Raw genomic sequence first — 17,531 nt, 5'->3', positions numbered from 1 at the left:
TATTATTATACAAAGTCCTGAAAATAAGCTATGGTCTGCCGATTGTCAACTGTCAACTGCTCACTACCTCACCGGCACCCCAAACACTACCCTCGTCCCAGTAGCTTCGCCCAGGGCATTTTGCAGATCGATGATTTCGAGGATGATCTTTTTATTGAGCTTCCGGTTGAGGTTGGCCAGCCGTTCGCGGGTAAGAGAAGTAGCCATGCTGCGGTGGCCGGGATCCTGCACGACCTCGATCTCACGGGCTTTCTGCCTTCCTACTCCATCGTCTTCCACTTCAAAAACGAGGATGTGATCTTTCAGGCTGAAACGGATGTTGATATGCCCCGGAGTTTCCCTGTGCTTGATGCCGTGCTCGATGGCATTCTCGATGAAAGGCTGGGCCAACATGGGCGGGATCATCATAGTCTCGGCATCGATCTCATCTGCAATGTCGATCCTGTAATCAAACTTGCCTGCATACCGTACTTTCTGCAGTTCGAGGTAGTTTTCGATGGTGCTTATCTCCTTCTCAAGCGGAACATATTCTTCCGTAGAATTATCCAGGATATTCCTGACGAGCTTTGCGAATTTCGAAAGGTAAATGCTGGCTTTATCGGGTTTTTCGGTGACGATAAAGTTCTGGATGCTGTATAGCGAATTAAAGATGAAATGCGGGTTCATCTGGGCACGGAGCAGCTTTTGTTCCAGGACAAGGGCTTTCCGTTCCGACCGGAACCTTTTTCGCTGAATCCAAAGCAGGATAAACAATAAAGTGATAATAAGGATCCCGCCGATACTGGCAAACAGAACCCTGGTCTGGTTAAGCTTTAAACGCCTCAGTTCATTGTCCCTGGCCAATCCGGCGATCTCCTGTCTTTTTAATTCATCTTCATAATCCGCTTCCAGCCCGATAATCTGCCTGGTTATTTCATCCCGCAACTGTATACTCTTTTCTTCTTCAAGTTTTTTCTGATACAACAGTGCGTTTCTAAAATCACCTGTCAACTCATGCAGTCGGACAAGATCGCTGAATATCATTACCCGCATCCAGCGTAATTGTGTAACTCCCCAGAGCCTGAAAGTGGGATCTCTTTCTAGTGTTTGTTCAATTTTAAGAAGGAAAGTATCGCTGGCGTTAAGCGCCTGGCACAAATACTGATCAGAACTAAGGATACGGCCCTTGTCCATTTCCATTACGCCGAGGTTTATTAAAGAAAGAGCATATAGGTCGTAGCGGCGGTAGGGTCCTGTTTTTTTTAACAGTGCTGCGGCTGCCCTGGCATATGTAAAGCCCTTGACGGTATCTTTCAAGTCGAAATAATATTCATAACCCAGGTTCGAGCACATTAATCCTTCAGATACATTCCTTATATTGGTATCCACAATGGCCCTCGCATTTTCAAGCGCTTTAAGAAAATAATCCAGCGCCAGGGAGTCACTTTTATACGAATAATAACATCCATGATAAGCATAAATATTGGCTAACCAGACTTCGACAGGCACCAATTTATAATAATGGTGAGGAATTAAAAAATAATCGAGAACAATATCATTATATTTGATCGCACTGTCCATCATCATATTTACCTCTTCGGAAGTAAGCGAGTCAATTTGTTCCAGAGTCTCGAGCTTATAGTAATAAGAACCGCCGATTGTCAGATAGACATACATGGCTGCTGAAGTATCACCAACAGTGCAATAATTCCTGGCGGCGCGATTATAGTAGTCAAACATCTTTTCGGTATTGCGCACATATTGATGTATCGAACCTATCTGGAAGAGAAGATCACCAATCTCTCCGGCGGGTTCGAAGGGTTCAAGTATCCGTAAGGCGGTAAGATAATTCGTCAGTGCATTTTTGATATCTGCCTTGAAATAATAGCTGTTTCCGAGGTTGAAGGTGGCAATTCCTTTTCCCTTGGGATAGTCCAGTTCTTCCGACAGACGAAGGGCCTCGGAGGCATATTGAAAGCTCGAATCAAAACTGCGCGGGGCAAGATTAAGGGAAAGCTGGTTCAGGACATCCACCCGATTGGTTTCTTCAGCATCCGGAAGCAGGGCAAACAGGCTGTCGACCGTCTGCTGTCGGGTTATGCCCGGGATCTGGCTGATGGCGAAAAAGTTCAGCAAGCTCAGCATAAAAATGAACAGGACGCGATACATTGTTAAATTGTTAAATTGCTAAATTGTCAGGAGAATAAATCATTTAATTATCCGTGATTATCCATGAATTAACCCACATATTATTAATTTAATTCAAAGTTACCTGATGTAAATATTAGGAATGAAAGAGATATACGAACGCAGGGATTCTTTAAACGAACGCCGGGATTGGATAAAGGAACGTAAAGATTAATTAAGGGAAAGACATTTCAGCCCCCAGGTTAGAGTGATGAAGTGGTTTTAAGCCAATGTAGTTACTCCAAAATAATACCTGCTTAACCAAATCTTATACAAAGGATCAAGGAATTTGACATTCCCTTCAGCTATATCAATGATCTCTTTATCTATCAATGAATTTCGGATACGAATGGCATTTGCAGACGTGCCAAGGTTGTAGTGCATGATGGTTTCTTTTGAACTTGGCTTTTGCACATTATCTATGAGTAACCGGAGGTAATTCACCTGTGTTGTGGGCAAACTTTCGGTAAGATTCTGAAAGAGCAGGCTGAGCTGATAAATGATCGTTTCCAGGGCGAAATCAATAATTTCATCGGTCGCAGTCTTATCGGTCCTGAACCAGCAACCCTGTGCTAATTGCTGGACATAGTAAGGATGGTAATCAACGAGTTGTGCAATCCTACCCGCTTGAAAACTGCTGATTTGTTTTCCTGTTGCTTCAAAGCGTGAAACAATAAATTTCTCCCAGTGTTCTTTCCGTATTTTCTCAAGAAAAATGACATCACCGAACTTATAAAAAGGCATTGAAGGTGAAGTAAATACCTCCATCAACATATGTCGTTTGCTGCCAAAAATACAATACGACACACTTTGATGAAGTTGCCAGTGAGATCTTAACACTTTCTGAAAAGCTAAAGGATTCTCGAAATAGCCAATATTCTGGAATTCATCCAGGCAAATCACTATTCTAATTTTCTTTGCTTCAGCAATTTTTTCAGGTAGATTTAAAATCTCATCAACGTGCTCTTTCAGCTCCTGCCAGTCAAACCTGAAAGAAAACTCCTGCCAGTTGTCAGGTGAGAAACTGATCTTCGGGATCAGTTGTTTAAAGAATTTTTTTGCATTATTCACTACTTCCTGCAATTTTGAAGAGGAGGCACGAATGGTTTTCTCTGCCAGATTAAGATAAAACTCCTCCTCTGTCCTGATATTAAAGAGATCAACATAGACGACTATAATTTCCGGAAAATTTTGTTCAAGCTGTTTGGCAGCCTGAAGAACCAATGAACTTTTTCCCCACCTCCTGGGAGATATAAGTATTGTATTGATACCGGATCTGAAATTCTGAATCAAATGTTCAATTTCCTCTTTGCGGTTTGAGAAGTTTTTATCCGAAGCAATTTTACCGAAAACAAATGGTGTTTCCATAGTAATAATTTTATACAAATATAACTAACATTTTTGTTACTTACAATTTTGTTAGTTAAATTTTTCTTCTGTCTTCTGTCTTCTGTCTTCTGTCTTCTTCTCTTTATATTTCTTAATTTTGATAAATAATTCCCGAATTCAAAATTCAACATTTAAAATTCAACATTTGTTCTTAGAGCGTCCACACGGCAATGCCCGTTCCGGCTGGATCGAAGTGATCTGCGGGTCGATGTTCTCCGGCAAAACGGAAGAACTGATCCGCCGCTTGCGGCGTGCCCTGATCGCCCGCCAGACCGTGGAGATCTTCAAACCGGCCGTGGATACACGCTATCATGCGGAAGGTGTGGTCTCGCATGACGAAAATTCGATCCACTCCACACCTGTGCAGGCCGCCTCCCAAATTCTACTATACGCCAATGACTATGACGTGGTGGGCATCGATGAGGCTCAGTTTTTCGATGATGAGCTGGTAGTGGTCTGCAACAAACTGGCCGAAATGGGGACGCGGGTAATCGTCGCGGGACTTGATATGGATTATACCGGTAAACCTTTTGGCCCCATGCCCGCTTTGCTGGCTACGGCTGAATATGTCGATAAGGTACATGCTATCTGCATCAGTTGCGGCGGACTGGCCCAGTACTCCCACCGGACCAGCAGCCAGAAAGGGCTGGTGGTGTTGGGCGACACCGACCGGTATGAGCCACTGTGCCGCCGTTGTTACTTCGAAAAGAATCATCAGGATCCGGGCAAGTAATATAATACTGAAACTTAAGCCGGATTTTTATAATTTTGTACCCCTGATCACAATTAAAAGATCGAAAAAATGAAAAAAACAATCTTAATTTTAACCGTATTATTCATGGCCTTTCAACAATCAGGCTGCTCACAGAGCAAACCACAGAGTGAAACCCTCGTCCTTATCAAGACCAGCTACGGTAATATCACCGCAAAGCTTTATAATGACACCCCTAAACACAGGGACAATTTCATAAAAATGATCAAGGAAGGATGGTATAACGATTCCCCCTTCCACAGGATTATTAAAGGGTTTATGATACAGGGCGGAGGCAACAAGGATGGCCGCCAGGATCCGGGCTACACGATACCGGCTGAAATCCAGGTCAACCACCTGCACAAAAAAGGCGCACTGTCTGCAGCCCGCACCGGTGACCAGGTCAATCTCCAGAAAGCATCTTCCGGCTGCCAGTTCTACATCGTGCAGGGAACCGTGCTGTCGAACGAAACTCTCAACTCATACGAGAAGCGTTACAACACAACTTACTCGGCTGAACAGCGTAAAGCTTATACCACCGTTGGCGGAACCCCCTGGCTTGACGGAGGCTACACTGTTTTCGGAGAAGTTGTATCCGGTTTCGATGTGATTGACAAGATCGCCGCTATCCCCACCGGACCAGGCGACAAACCGGTGAGCGCTGTAACGATGACTATTGAGGTAATAAAATAATAGTTAGTGGTTATTGGGTATTTGTTAATAGTCATAAAGTGGTCATTTTCTGAAACTTGAAACTTGAAACTTGGAATATTTCTAAGCTGATGCAAGAGCTGATATCACAATACCTGGCTGAAATCGGGCAGTTCTCTACTCAAAATGCGGAGGAGCTGGAGCAGTTCCGTATAAAGTTCCTCAGCAAGAAAGGGCTTATTCCTGACTTATTTGAAGATTTTAAGAATGTCCCGCCTGAACAGCGAAGAGAAGTGGGCCAGGCATTGAATGACCTGAAAAACAAGGCCCAGGATAAAGTTAATCTGTTAAAGGAGCAAATTGAAGCAGGTGCAACTGAAGTGAAATCCGGTATCGACCTCTCCCTTCCCGTGGATTTTATGCAACTGGGCTCAAGGCACCCGCTGTCGATCATAAGGAATGAAATTGTCCAGATATTTTCCCGGATTGGTTTCGTCGTAGCCGAAGGGCTGGATATAGAAGACGACTGGCATAACTTCACGGCCTTGAATTTCCAGCAGGATCACCCGGCAAGGGATATGCAGGACACATTTTTTATTGAAAGGGATCCTGAAATTGTCTTGCGGACCCATACTTCCCCGGTTCAGATCAGGGCAATGGAACTTCGCAAGCCACCGCTGCGGGAAATTTATCCAGGCCGTGTTTACCGCAACGAGGCCATTTCGGCACGTGCCCATTGTATTTTTCACCAGGTGGAAGGGCTTTATGTTGATCTTGATGTTTCATTTGCCGACCTGAAACAGACACTTTATTACTTTGCCCATGAAATGTTCGGTGAAGGGACGCGAGTGCGTTTCCGCCCGAGTTATTTCCCCTTCACTGAACCATCTGCAGAGATGGATATAACCTGTTTTGTTTGTGGCGGGAAAGGCTGCCCGATCTGTAAGTATTCCGGCTGGGTGGAAATCCTCGGTTGTGGTATGGTGGATCCGAGCGTCCTGGAAAACTGCGGCATCGACAGCGAAGAGTATACGGGTTTTGCTTTCGGAATGGGCATAGAGCGGATCGCAATCCTAAAGTACCGGATACAGGATATCAGGTTATTTTTCGAAAATGATGTCAGGTTTTTGAGGCAGTTTACGGGAGTGGTTTAAGGAAAATGAGATGACATCTCAAAGCAAGTGCAACTCGATCTCCTCAAAAATCAGTTCTAAATTATTCGCCTTCCCTTTTGGAATATCATAAGCAGCCAAAACCTGAGGTATTTTCTGGATCTGGCTGATCAATTGTTTCTTACGGCTTGCCGGTAAGATATCATTGACGATGAGAAAGAAATCCGCCCCTTTTTCCGCAGGTATAAGCCTTCCTTCTTCATGATAATTAGAAACCAGGTAAAAACTCCTTCTTTCTTCAGGGTTTCTGAAGAAATAAAATGAGTAACCGAGGGAGTCCTTCCCATCGCCGTATAACAGGTCCTCCATCCGCTTCATTTGAAATCCCAGTTGATCGTTTAGAAAGAAAGTGAAACGATAATCTTTCATATGACAGGCAATGCCAATAGTGGTATAATCATAAGAAGTACCGGATGTCAGTTTCAGCTTTCTAGGCACTTTGATTAATGTTGAATGTTGAATTCTAAATTATTTATTACCTAATAACTAACTTTTCATTTTTCACTATTCATTATTCACTATTCATTAGGTCTTATCACCACCGCCTGCCCGCCGCCTGCCGCAAGCACCATTTTAAATTCATCATCCTTTTTAACCAGCTTCTTTTCGATCAAATATTCCAGCGGGTTGGTTTCCCAGTCAGCGGAAGGACCATCTTCATAAATGGTCGCTTCATAATTGATTTTTTCATCTAAAAAATCAAGTTTGAAAGTAAACTCCCGGGCGTTTTCATCCGTGATCGATCCGAGATACCAGGCATCTTTTTTCTTCCTGGCAATGGTGACATAATCCCCAATCTTTCCATTTAAAACTTTTATATCATCCCAGTCTGACGGGACATCCCTGATAAACCGGAAAGCCGGATGGCCTTTGTAATTTTCGACCAGGTCGGCGGCCATCTGCAGCGGGCTGTAAATAATCACCATCAGGGCCAGTTGCTTCGCCAGGGTGGTATGGACCCGGTTATCAGGTTTAAATTCCTTGAAATACAGGCCAAAGATTCCGGGTGTATAATCCAACGGGCCGGCCAGGACACGGGTAAACGGCAGGATACAGGTATGATCAGGCGGGTTACCTTCGCTCCAGGCTTCGTACTCATTACCCCGTGCCCATTCCCTGGTCATGAAATTCGGCCAGGTCCTTTCAAGACCGGTCGCTTTGACCGCTTCATGGGCATCAACCATGATCTGGTGTTGTGCCGCTTTCTCCACGATCCGGGCATGGTGGTTCACCATCCACTGCCCGTGATGGTATTGCCCCAATGGCCTGATCCGTCCGACATACCCGGTTTTAACGGCATGGATCCCCAGGCTCTGATATAAGGCGAAAGCCGTATCGGCCTGTTTGTCATACCATTCTGCATTGGCGGCTGTTTCATTATGCGCGATCAGGTAAACACCTTTGCTTTTTGCATAAGCAGCCACTTCAGCCAGGTTGTAATCATCATAAGCGTGTAGAAAGTCAAATTCCACCCCATCGACCCAATTTTCCCAGCCTTTGTTCCATCCTTCGACCAGAACACCAGGTATCCCATTTTCTGCGGCAAAATCAATATATTGCTTGGTATTGGCCGTAGTGGCTCCATGTTTGGGGCCGGCCATCCAGGTATACTTCCCCAGGTGAAGTCCCCACCAGATGCCGACATATTTCATGGGCCTTATCCATGAAACGTCTTCAAGGGATGTTGGTTCATTGAGGTTAAGCATTAGTGTTGATTCGATCAACCTGCCGGCTTCACTGGCCAGTTGAATTGTCCGCCAGGGTGTTTTAAACGGCACCTCCACTTTAGCTTTTACGCCATCCGGCCAGGGGACAAGGTCGCATATAAGTTTCAGCGGGTTATCCCCGGATCTTTTGAGCCGCATTTCAGGATAGTTGACCAGGCTGGCTTCATGAATGCTCATGCACAGGCTGTCGGTGGATTCGAGGGTCAGCGGAGTGTTAGCTGAATCAATCCTGCTCAAAGGCGTGTTACGGTAAAGAAATTCATGATTGTCGTAATCTCCGGGAATCCACCAGGCACTCAGGTCTTCCCGGAATAGAAATTCAGTAGCCTCATTCATTATTTCCAGCTTTATGAGGTCAGGTTGTTCGGGAATGATGTAACGGAAACCAACCCCATCATCAAAGGCTTTAAACTCAAGTTGCAGCTTTCTGTATGGTTCTGCCTGCTCCTTAAGGGTAACTAAAAGTTGGTTATGCGAGTCCCTGATCCTGCTCCGCTGACCCCAGACAGGCTCCCACCTGTCACGGTTGCCCGACATGGTAGCCTGTTCCATCTTAAAATTACCCCTCAGCGGAGGAGCATCTTTCAAATCGAATCCAAGGCCGGAAGTATCAAGAATGATGCGGTTATCCCGAAGTACCTGGTAATATGGAATACCATCCTTAAGGATAAAAACAATGTTATTCCTCCCATCCGGCGAATCCAGCCTGACTTCTTCATCAGAGGAACAGGATGAGAAAAGAAGGATGAAACAAGATGCTGGAAAGAGGAATAATGATCTGAATCTTTTCATAATTACTTGAAACTAGAAATTAGAAACTAGAAACTTAAACCTCCATTTATGGCATGACTTCCCAGTCGGCAAAATTCTCAAAATTAACATAGGTCTTAGGTTCTGTTGTCCAGAACTGGTTGGAATTATATGTCCATCCAAGCGTTTCCGAACCACCTCCGCTTTGGGTAGTAATCAGCAAAGTCCCGCTTACACTGCCAATGGCAGCAGCCTGGTCGCGCGGCCAATCCTGGTCTCCCCGGCTTGGATCTACAGGGATCCATCCATAACCCGGAAGATAAACCTCTGCCCAACGATGAAATACATCATCCATACTTGCTTCTTCGCCTCGTACAACTACAGAGCCTGCATAGCGTGCCGGAATGCCTGCTGCACGGCACATAGATATAAAAACGAAAGTATATTCAGAACACGACCCGTTACCTCGTGCAAGTACCGTTGGAGCAGTGTTCCAGCCACCCGTCATCTCATAGTACATATTATCGTTGATATAGTCAAAAATGTTGCGCATGATCCAGTATGGATTCATTTCATCACCGACCGCCTGGCTGACCGCCCGCCGGATGATGGGGTGGGTAAGCTGGAATTTCTCGTTATCTTCAAGGTATTTATTACTGATCTCTTCAGGCACCTGATCCAATGATCCAACTTTATCCGGAAAAATGAAATAGCGGACTTCCCAGGTTTTAACTACCGTTGACATTTCCACCGTTTTCGTTTCCCCCGCTTTCAGGTTTTCAAAATAGAAATGGGCCGTTTTCTGTCCCCAGCGGTCCGTTACAAAATCAGTCGGATCCATATTGAAAGTCGGGTTACCCATTAACTCCTGGTTATCCCGGTTCACCGGAATCGCAATGTAAAGGTCAGCAGAGGTTACCATTCCCGGTCCGAAATTCTTCAACTGGTGCGTAAAGATCACTTTGCCATTCCTCTCTCTTGATTTCATGAAATTTTCATCATCCATAATGGTAAGCTGATAAAGTTTATCATTCTGGTAATCTATATTCCACAAATTTTTCCCGTCATAACAAAGGCCCGTGGGATAAGGCCCCGGGGAATTCAGGATCAGGATTACCCGGCCATTTTCAGGGTGGACCATGTAGATTTCATCCTTTCCACGGTCGGACACCCAGAGGTATTTCCCGTCATAAGCCAGGCCTGTCGGATTGGGTGTAGGGGATGTAAAGGAGAGGATGGTAGTACCGTCAAGGGGACTGAACTGGATAATTTCATCTGAAAGATCATCGATGCACCAGAGATATTTGCCATCAAAAGCAAGGCCGACCGGGCTTTTAGAAGGAGATTCCAGGGTTTGAAGAATACTTCCGTTAACAGGATTGATCTTATAGATCACTCCATCATATTCCTCAGAAACATCCTTGCCCCCCTTCAGGTCGGAATTCCAGAGCGACTGACCGTCCCATGCCAGGGCCAGCGGCCAGTACCCGGGAGATTGAAGGGTGCGGACTACCTTACCTGTCACTGGTTCGATGCAATAAAGCAGGTCAGTTTTCCGGTCAGCTACCCAGATGTTAACGCCATCGAAAGTCAAGCCGGTACTATATTGGCCGGGAAGGTCAAAAGATTTAACAACCTGACCGGGATAAGCAAAGAGGAAAAATGGTTGGAATAAAAACAGGGCAGGAAGGAAGCATTTGACAACGCGAGAAAGTGGAATGGTTTGCATTGGGGATGTTATTAAAAATTTGGAAATGAAATTAAAGAAAAAAACAATCGGGACCCCATCTTATTTAAAATAGATGGAGTCCCATTTTAATCATCCAGCAATTCCTCACATGCTTTTTCCGCTGCTATTTGTTCGGCCGCTTTGATCGAAAAATCCTGCCCGCGTGACACAGGCTCATTGTCCAGAAATAGTTCAACAAGGTACTGTTTACGGTGTCCTTCGCCAATCTCCTGCACCACTTTAAATTCCAGGGGCCGCTTTTCACGCTGGGCATATTCCAGTATGCGGCTCTTATAATTAGTATCGGTCCGTTCGATTTCATCTACATCCAGGTGTACATCTATTATCCGGCGGATAATGGTTTTCCGGGTGAAATTATAACCTTTATCCAGATAAATGGCCCCGATCAGGGCCTCGAATGTATCCCCGAAAATGGATTTGCTGGAAGTAAAATTACCATTACCTTGAAAGATCAGGTTATTCAGGCCCATTTTGAGGGCTAATTTATTAAACCGGCTTCGGCTGACGATGCGGGACCGTAAGTCTGTCAGAAATCCTTCATTCTGATATGGAAACTTTTTATAGAGATAATCAGCCACAACAGAGCTCAGTATTGCATCACCAAGGTATTCCAGCCGCTCATTATTCACCTGTTGCCCTTTCAGCCAAACTTGTGGTGCCGATTTATGGGAAAGCGCAACTTTATATAAATAGATATTACGGGGATAGAAGCCCAGCAGATTTTTTATTGCTGTATAAAGGACTTTGTCTTTTGCGAATTGTACAATGAAAAATTTAACCATCACCGGGAATGCAGGAATTTATCCCTGGTATTTTTTAAAGATGATTGAGGCATTATGTCCACCAAACCCAAAAGTGTTGCTTAGCGCAGCATTTACTACTCTCTTTTTGGCCAGATTGAAAGTGAAATCTAATTTATTGTCGATATCGGGGTCATCCGTAAAATGGTTTATCGTTGGGGGGACGATATTATTACGGATAGCCATAATGGTTGCTATTGCTTCAATGGCACCTGCTGCGCCAAGCAAATGGCCAGTCATTGACTTGGTTGAATTGATGCTGATATTATAAGCATGTTCACCGAAAGTAGTCAGAATTGCCTTGGGTTCAGCTATATCGCCCAGCGGAGTAGAAGTACCATGGGTGTTGATATGGTCGATTTCATCAGGGTTCATTCCTGCGTCTTTCAATGCGTTAACCATGGCGATAGCTGCACCTTTACCCTCCGGATGCGGGGAAGTCATGTGGTATGCGTCCGCTGATAGTCCACCTCCTGCAATTTCAGCATAGATTTTCGCCCCCCTGGCTTTGGCAAGTTCAAGATCTTCAAATACAAGGCCACAGCCCCCTTCCCCCAGTACAAAACCATCTCGATCCTTATCGTAAGGCCTTGATGCGGTTTTAGGATCATCGTTCCGGGTGGAGATGGCATGCATAGAATTAAATCCCCCAACACCACCAGGAGTAATTGATGCTTCCGATCCACCGGTGACGAACATATCGGCATAACCCAACCGGATGTAATTAAAAGCATCAACCATCCCGTTTGCTGATGAGGCACAAGCTGAAACAGTAGCGAAATTAGGACCCATGAAGCCAAACCGGATAGATATATGGCCCGCTGCTATATCAGCAATCATTTTAGGAATGAAAAAGGGGCTGAACCGTGGGATGCCATTTCCGCGGGCCCAATTGACAACTTCATTTTCAAAAGTTTCCAGACCGCCGATACCTGATGCCCAAATAACACCTATTCTTTCTTTGTTGACCTTTTCAAGATCGATACCCGAATCCTTTACTGCCTGCTCGGCTGCAATCATGGCGTATTGGGCATATGGATCGTATTTCCTGGCTTCTTTACGGTCAAAGAAATTGTTAATATCAAAATTCTTAAGCTCACAGGCAAACTGCGTCTTGAAGTTGGATGCATCAAAACGGGTGATTGGGGCGGCGCCACTAACCCCATTGATCAATGCGGTCCAGAGTTCCTCGACCGTATTGCCCAATGGGGTAAGGGCACCAAGTCCGGTAATAACTACTCGGCGTAGGAGCATGTAAGATAAGAAGATTTATTTGGTGTTCTCTTCGATGTATTTGATCGCATCACCAACTGTTCCTATCTTTTCAGCTGCGTCATCGGGAATAGCAATGTTGAATTCCTTTTCGAATTCCATGATGAGTTCAACCGTATCCAGGGAATCAGCGCCTAAATCGTTTGTGAAGCTGGCTTCGGGAGTAACTTCGTTTTCATCTACACCAAGCTTATCAACTATGATAGCTTTGACTCTGGTTGCTATGTCAGACATACTTAAAATGATTTTGGTTAAACAAGCTGCAAAGAAAGTAATATTCTTGACACAAAACAACAAGAAATAAAAATATTTTGATGGTACATTTTTATATATCACACAATATCAATTATATATCATTAATTAAATTCTTTAAACCATCATCTTCTTCATTTATATCTTACCAATTCTGGATCAATGCATTAAAGCGCATAATCTATTCATAAAATGAAAATGGTTATATTTGACCTGCAGAACCTGGAATTAAATGAAAAAAATAGCTGTATTCGCTTCAGGCAGCGGGACAAATGCTCAAAATATTGCGGAATATTTCCTGGTTGTCCGGGATATCCGCGTTTCACTGGTCCTCGCTAATAAGCCTGATGCTTTTGTCCTGGAACGAGCTAAAAAACTTGGTATACCCTCTTTGGTTTTCACCAGGAAGGAATTTTATGAAAGTGAAGTCATCCTTGATGCCCTTCAAAGGAATAAAATTGATTTTATCGTTTTAGCCGGTTTTTTATGGCTTATCCCCGACTATCTTCTAAAAGCCTTTTCCCGTCGGATAATAAACATACACCCTGCTCTTCTGCCAAAATATGGTGGAAAAGGGATGTATGGCGATAAAGTACATCAGGCGGTGATCCAGTCGGGCGATAAACAAACCGGGATTTCTATTCATTATGTCAACGATCATTATGATGAAGGGGAGATCATTTTTCAGGATTCATTCGATATACTTCCTGAAGATACGGCTGAAAGTATAGCGAAAAAGGTGCATGCACTAGAGTATTTGCACTTTCCAAGGATTATTGAAGAAACAATCAGAGCAGTTGATAGTTTAAAGTAGGCAGTTGATCTTCCACTCTTTGCAAACTTATGAACAATTGTTAATAACCTATGTGTTTAAGTTGTTAACAGTAAAGAGCTAAAAAGCTTGCATTCGTCTGTTAAATCGTTCTATCTTTGTTTCATCAGGTCAGCGATAAAAGGCTGGCTCGGGAACGCAGGGCAGAGGCAACGCTGAGTCCGTCAGGAGGAGGCAGCGCCAAAGTCCGCCCCAAAGACCGGGGCCGCAAGGTACCAGGCACAGAGGGGGAGTCCAGATCAAACAATGTCGAAAGGCAGCGTGAGAGATGACCGGCGACCGCAGAGCTGGAGAACCAGGACGCTAAAGCCGCAAGGCCACGCCGAACGAGCTCCGACCCCCAGGAAAAGGAACCGAAAGGAACCGGATTCAAAGGTCAGTCAAACTAACAGTAGCCTGGCGCAATACGGAAGCTTCGGCGACCGAAAAGTGAACGAGGATCATCCCGCAAGGTTTGGTCCTCGTTGTGTTTTTGTATACTTCAACTTACTTATAATTCCCTTTTGACGACCTGTTAACTATTTAACCACTACCCTTCCCAGCTGTCCGTTAATCTTGCGGCTAATATCCTTCAGCTCTTTCTGCCTGGCCTGCAGGATCATAATATCTTCTTCATCAGTGGATGCCTTCATTTCTTTCATGATATCGAGGATCATGCGGTCAATAGTTTTCGATTTGAAGGAAAGCAAAGTAGTTTCGACAGCCTGAAGAAGGTTGTCTTTCTCAGTGACCACCAGCACCCGGTTGCGTAGCCAATTTTCACTCAATTCATAAGGAAAAAGCAGCAAATCTCTGACTGTTGTGCTCAGGACTTCATCTTCATTATCCCGGATAAAACGTTTCTCATCAGGCTCTTCACCATTTTGCAGGGCCTGGTCAAAGACATCAAAAATTTTCTGATATACCGGGTTGCGGAAACTCATATCATCCCTGTGGATCTCTTCAATAATGTAGCGTGAAACAGGGATCCTCTGCTTGGAAAACTGCCCATCGCCATTATCATCTTCAATTTGGATATCATAATTGGCATACATGAGCATTAAGCGGATCAGGTCCCTTTCCTGAAACTCGCTGCTCGACTGATCAGCCTCAACCTGCCTGAAGGAAGGCGGTTCAGGGAATTCCACTTCCTGTTTCACAGCCTCCTGTTCTGCCTGACGCCGGTTGCGCTGGTAAAGGAGGCGGTTCAGGGCATTCATCAGGGTTTGTTCCTGAATTTCCATCAACATGCTGCATTCCTTGATATAAACCGAACGGTAAATGGGGTCCGGGATAAGGGCAATACTTCCGACAATTTCCTTTATCAGGCCGGCCCGCTTTATCGGATCGCCGGCGGCTTCCTTTAACAGCAGGCTCGTTTTGAACCGGATGAAGTCCTGCGCCTTGCCTGTGATCAGCTCCTCCAATTCGGCGCGCCTGTGCCTCCGGGCATAGGAATCGGGATCTTCTCCATCGGGAAATAATACGATGCGGACATTCATTCCCTGCTCCAGCACCATATCGATACCCCGGAATGAAGCTTTGATCCCGGCAGGATCACCATCGTAAAGAATGGTGATATTAGGTGTATATCGCTTAATCAGGCGGATCTGTTCCTCTGTCAGGGAAGTGCCTGAAGAAGCCACGACATTCTCAATCCCGGCCTGGTGCAGGGAAATCACATCAGTATAACCTTCGACAAGATAGCAGTTGTCGAGCCTGATGATGGCATTCTTGGCAAAATAGAGCCCGAATAAGATCTGGCTCTTGTTATAAATATCCGATTCAGGCGAATTGACGTATTTTGGTACGTTGTCGTCCTTAAGCAATGTCCTGCCCCCGAAACCCAGGATACGGCCTGAAATATTATGGACAGGAAAAATAATCCTTCCCCTGAAACGGTCATAACTGCGACCATCTTTGTTTATCGTAAGCCCGGTCTTTTCCAGGTATTCGAGCTTATACCCCTGTTCAAGGGCGTGCTTTGTAAACGCATCCCAATTTTCAGGACTGTAACCGAGCTGGAATTTTTTAATAGTATCCAGCCTGAGGTCACGGTCTTTCAGGTATTCTAAACCAATAGCCTTACCAGTTTCAGTTTCCAGTAAATTATTTGTAAAAAAGTTCAGGGCGAAAGCCGTCACCTGGAAAAGGGTCTCCCGCTCATTTTCCGCCTGCACATCTTCCGGGCTGACCTCGTCTTCCTCTACAGCTATGCCGTACCTCTTTGCAAGGAAAAGAAGCGCTTCCGGGTAAGTAAAATGCTCATGCTCCATCAGGAAGTTAACAACATTCCCGCCCTTTCCCGAACTAAAGCATTTATAAATCCCTTTGGCAGGCGAAACATAAAAAGAAGGATTGCGTTCAGAAGTAAACGGACTGAGCCCTTTATAATTCTGCCCGCTCTTTTTAAGCTTTACAAATTCACCGATCACCTCCTCGATATGGGCATCTTCAAGAATTCTCGCTATAGTTAGTTTGGAGATCAAATTCAATTTTCTTGGTTTTACAAAGATAATACCTGGGACGGGATAGGGTTAATCAAGATATTAACACCATACGAGATGACATCTCAATTATATATATCTTTAAACTTTCTAACTTGAATAAATTATGCCTGAAAAAGAAATACAGCTCCTTAAAATCCAGATGGATAAGCTGAATAACAAAGATTTCGACCTGGATGCCTGGAAAAAATCTACAATCATTATTCTTGCTCGCATCTTCGGGGAAAATAGCCTGAAAATAAAACAGATCGAAAGTATTGAGTATGATTACAGCAGCTGGTCACTCCGGGATACGACCGGTTTTAATATTTATCTCGATAGTTGTAAAAAACTTGGCCGCGAAATCCTCCAGGCTTCCATTGATGAGCTTGAAACACTCGGCCTGCCTAAAACTGAAGAAACGACCGATGAGTTCTTTCTTGTGATAACCGGCGCACTGCAGGATGAACTGAAAGGAATGCAGGTCAGGGAAATCAAACAGATCTTATCCTCCGGGGAAAATCCGGATGCTAAACGTGTTTTGATACTCGAAAAACTCAAGGAATATGGCAGTGAGATATCCCAGGATATCCTGTCGAACATCCTGACCAGCCTGCCCATGATAAAAAAATTCACCCAGTAAAATGGACGGCAATTATCAAACACAAGACAGCCTGAACAAAGAACAGAAGGCCCGTTTGCTAATGGACTTTTTTCACCGGATCATGATGCATCATGCCATGTGGTTTGCAGAAGTCCGGCATCAGTATGGGCGCGACAAAGCATTTGAAGTGCTGAAAGAAGCCTATTCAAGAAGTTCCGGCATCCAGCTCAGCCGTCTGGCCAAGACCCTCGGTTTTGAGATGAAAGACAATATTCCCGGCCCATTACTCGATCTTCCGGAAGAAAAGATGGATAAACTGATCGAAAGCGTGGCCATAAACTGGCTGGCTAACGATGGTATCTGGTTCCAGGCGGTTGAGTTCAGCCATGGTCAGTTCGATGCCAAACGTTGCAACGACACATGCTGGGCACATTTCTCACCCTTCGAGGCCTGGTCAATAATGAATTTTCTCAATTTACCCGAAAACCCCGGGCTGGAAGGACTGAAAACAGCATTGCAGTTCAGGCTTTATGCCACCATCAACAAGCAATCAATTGTTGAAGAAACACCCGCCAGTTTTGTATTCCGGATGAATGAATGCCGCGTCCAGGCAGCCCGTAAGCACAAAGGGCTCGAGGATTATCCCTGTAAATCCGGCGGTTTGGTTGAATACACGACTTTTGCACAGACTATCAATCCGCTGATAAAGACCGGGTGTATTTCCTGCCCGCCTGATCCGCATCCTGAAGGGTATTTTTGCGCATGGAGGTTCTATCTGTAGTCATTGGTCAATGGTCATTAGTCAATAATTAAAAAATAACTTCTTAATGACCACCTCTTATATAACTTCTTTTTTCAAGCAGCTTCAAGTTGAGCGATTCTCTTCTTTAGTTGATTGATTTTCTTTTCTTTATATTTTTGTTGATAATCATCCAAGGCCTTGGGGTTAA

Annotated in this window: 16 protein-coding genes; 7 read left to right on the top strand and 9 right to left on the bottom strand. The window is 44.6% G+C overall.

All coding sequences use genetic code 11. The annotated features are described in order from the left end of the window. Positions 1-63 precede the first annotated feature (63 nt). Positions 64-2,148 carry a histidine kinase gene (locus M0Q51_13865; protein MCK9401063.1) on the bottom strand — a complete coding sequence of 695 codons (2,085 nt, stop codon included), beginning with the start codon at positions 2,146-2,148 and terminating at the stop codon, positions 64-66. Between the two features lie 240 nt (positions 2,149-2,388). Next, on the bottom strand, positions 2,389-3,534 hold the full coding sequence (locus tag M0Q51_13860) for an ATPase (GenBank protein ID MCK9401062.1): 1,146 nt from the start codon (positions 3,532-3,534) through the stop codon (positions 2,389-2,391). Between the two features lie 229 nt (positions 3,535-3,763). On the opposite strand from M0Q51_13860, the gene M0Q51_13855 reads away from it, so the two are divergent. The 3 genes from M0Q51_13855 to M0Q51_13845 all read left to right on the top strand — a co-directional run bounded on the left by M0Q51_13855 (position 3,764) and on the right by M0Q51_13845 (position 6,111). Continuing rightward, positions 3,764-4,288, top strand: a complete 525-nt coding sequence (locus M0Q51_13855) for a thymidine kinase (protein MCK9401061.1) — start codon at positions 3,764-3,766, stop codon at positions 4,286-4,288. A gap of 69 nt (positions 4,289-4,357) precedes the next feature. Beyond that, on the top strand, positions 4,358-4,999 hold the full coding sequence (locus M0Q51_13850) for a peptidylprolyl isomerase (GenBank protein ID MCK9401060.1): 642 nt from the start codon (positions 4,358-4,360) through the stop codon (positions 4,997-4,999). Positions 5,000-5,100: 101 nt separating this feature from the next. Continuing rightward, positions 5,101-6,111: a phenylalanine--tRNA ligase subunit alpha gene (locus M0Q51_13845; GenBank protein MCK9401059.1), complete on the top strand. Its 1,011-nt coding sequence runs from the start codon at positions 5,101-5,103 to the stop codon at positions 6,109-6,111. A gap of 18 nt (positions 6,112-6,129) precedes the next feature. Here the strand turns inward: M0Q51_13845 and M0Q51_13840 are convergent, their stop codons facing one another. From M0Q51_13840 to M0Q51_13815, 6 genes are all read right to left on the bottom strand, one after another. Then, positions 6,130-6,567 (bottom strand): IPExxxVDY family protein, encoded by a 438-nt coding sequence (locus tag M0Q51_13840; protein MCK9401058.1) that lies wholly within the window; start codon positions 6,565-6,567, stop codon positions 6,130-6,132. An 80-nt stretch (positions 6,568-6,647) separates the two neighbouring features. After that, positions 6,648-8,648, bottom strand: a complete 2,001-nt coding sequence (locus tag M0Q51_13835) for a glycoside hydrolase family 97 protein (protein MCK9401057.1) — start codon at positions 8,646-8,648, stop codon at positions 6,648-6,650. A gap of 46 nt (positions 8,649-8,694) precedes the next feature. Beyond that, positions 8,695-10,335 (bottom strand): hypothetical protein, encoded by a 1,641-nt coding sequence (locus tag M0Q51_13830; protein MCK9401056.1) that lies wholly within the window; start codon positions 10,333-10,335, stop codon positions 8,695-8,697. A gap of 86 nt (positions 10,336-10,421) precedes the next feature. After that, complete coding sequence (gene rnc, locus M0Q51_13825) at positions 10,422-11,138, bottom strand: ribonuclease III (GenBank protein ID MCK9401055.1); 717 nt, start codon at positions 11,136-11,138, stop codon at positions 10,422-10,424. Positions 11,139-11,156: 18 nt separating this feature from the next. After that, positions 11,157-12,410 (bottom strand): beta-ketoacyl-ACP synthase II, encoded by a 1,254-nt coding sequence (fabF, locus tag M0Q51_13820; protein ID MCK9401054.1) that lies wholly within the window; start codon positions 12,408-12,410, stop codon positions 11,157-11,159. Between the two features lie 15 nt (positions 12,411-12,425). Continuing rightward, positions 12,426-12,662 (bottom strand): acyl carrier protein, encoded by a 237-nt coding sequence (locus M0Q51_13815; GenBank protein MCK9401053.1) that lies wholly within the window; start codon positions 12,660-12,662, stop codon positions 12,426-12,428. Between the two features lie 250 nt (positions 12,663-12,912). Here M0Q51_13815 and purN point away from each other — a divergent pair, with 250 nt between their 5' ends. After that, positions 12,913-13,494: a phosphoribosylglycinamide formyltransferase gene (purN, locus tag M0Q51_13810; protein MCK9401052.1), complete on the top strand. Its 582-nt coding sequence runs from the start codon at positions 12,913-12,915 to the stop codon at positions 13,492-13,494. 116 nt (positions 13,495-13,610) lie between these two features. Then, complete coding sequence (locus M0Q51_13805; GenBank protein MCK9401051.1) at positions 13,611-13,784, top strand: hypothetical protein; 174 nt, start codon at positions 13,611-13,613, stop codon at positions 13,782-13,784. Between the two features lie 246 nt (positions 13,785-14,030). On the opposite strand, the gene dnaG is transcribed toward M0Q51_13805, so the two are convergent. Further along, positions 14,031-15,986 carry a DNA primase gene (gene dnaG / locus M0Q51_13800; protein ID MCK9401050.1) on the bottom strand — a complete coding sequence of 652 codons (1,956 nt, stop codon included), beginning with the start codon at positions 15,984-15,986 and terminating at the stop codon, positions 14,031-14,033. Between the two features lie 118 nt (positions 15,987-16,104). Here dnaG and M0Q51_13795 point away from each other — a divergent pair, with 118 nt between their 5' ends. Both M0Q51_13795 and M0Q51_13790 read left to right on the top strand, forming a co-directional pair. After that, positions 16,105-16,620 carry a hypothetical protein gene (locus M0Q51_13795; GenBank protein MCK9401049.1) on the top strand — a complete coding sequence of 172 codons (516 nt, stop codon included), beginning with the start codon at positions 16,105-16,107 and terminating at the stop codon, positions 16,618-16,620. A gap of 1 nt (position 16,621) precedes the next feature. Beyond that, complete coding sequence (locus M0Q51_13790; GenBank protein ID MCK9401048.1) at positions 16,622-17,362, top strand: DUF6125 family protein; 741 nt, start codon at positions 16,622-16,624, stop codon at positions 17,360-17,362. Positions 17,363-17,531 lie beyond the last annotated feature (169 nt).

The organism is Bacteroidales bacterium, assembly GCA_023229505.1.
In the GTDB taxonomy this organism is placed as follows: domain Bacteria; phylum Bacteroidota; class Bacteroidia; order Bacteroidales; family JAGOPY01; genus JAGOPY01.
This window is presented reverse-complemented; position numbering and strand designations above follow the sequence as displayed.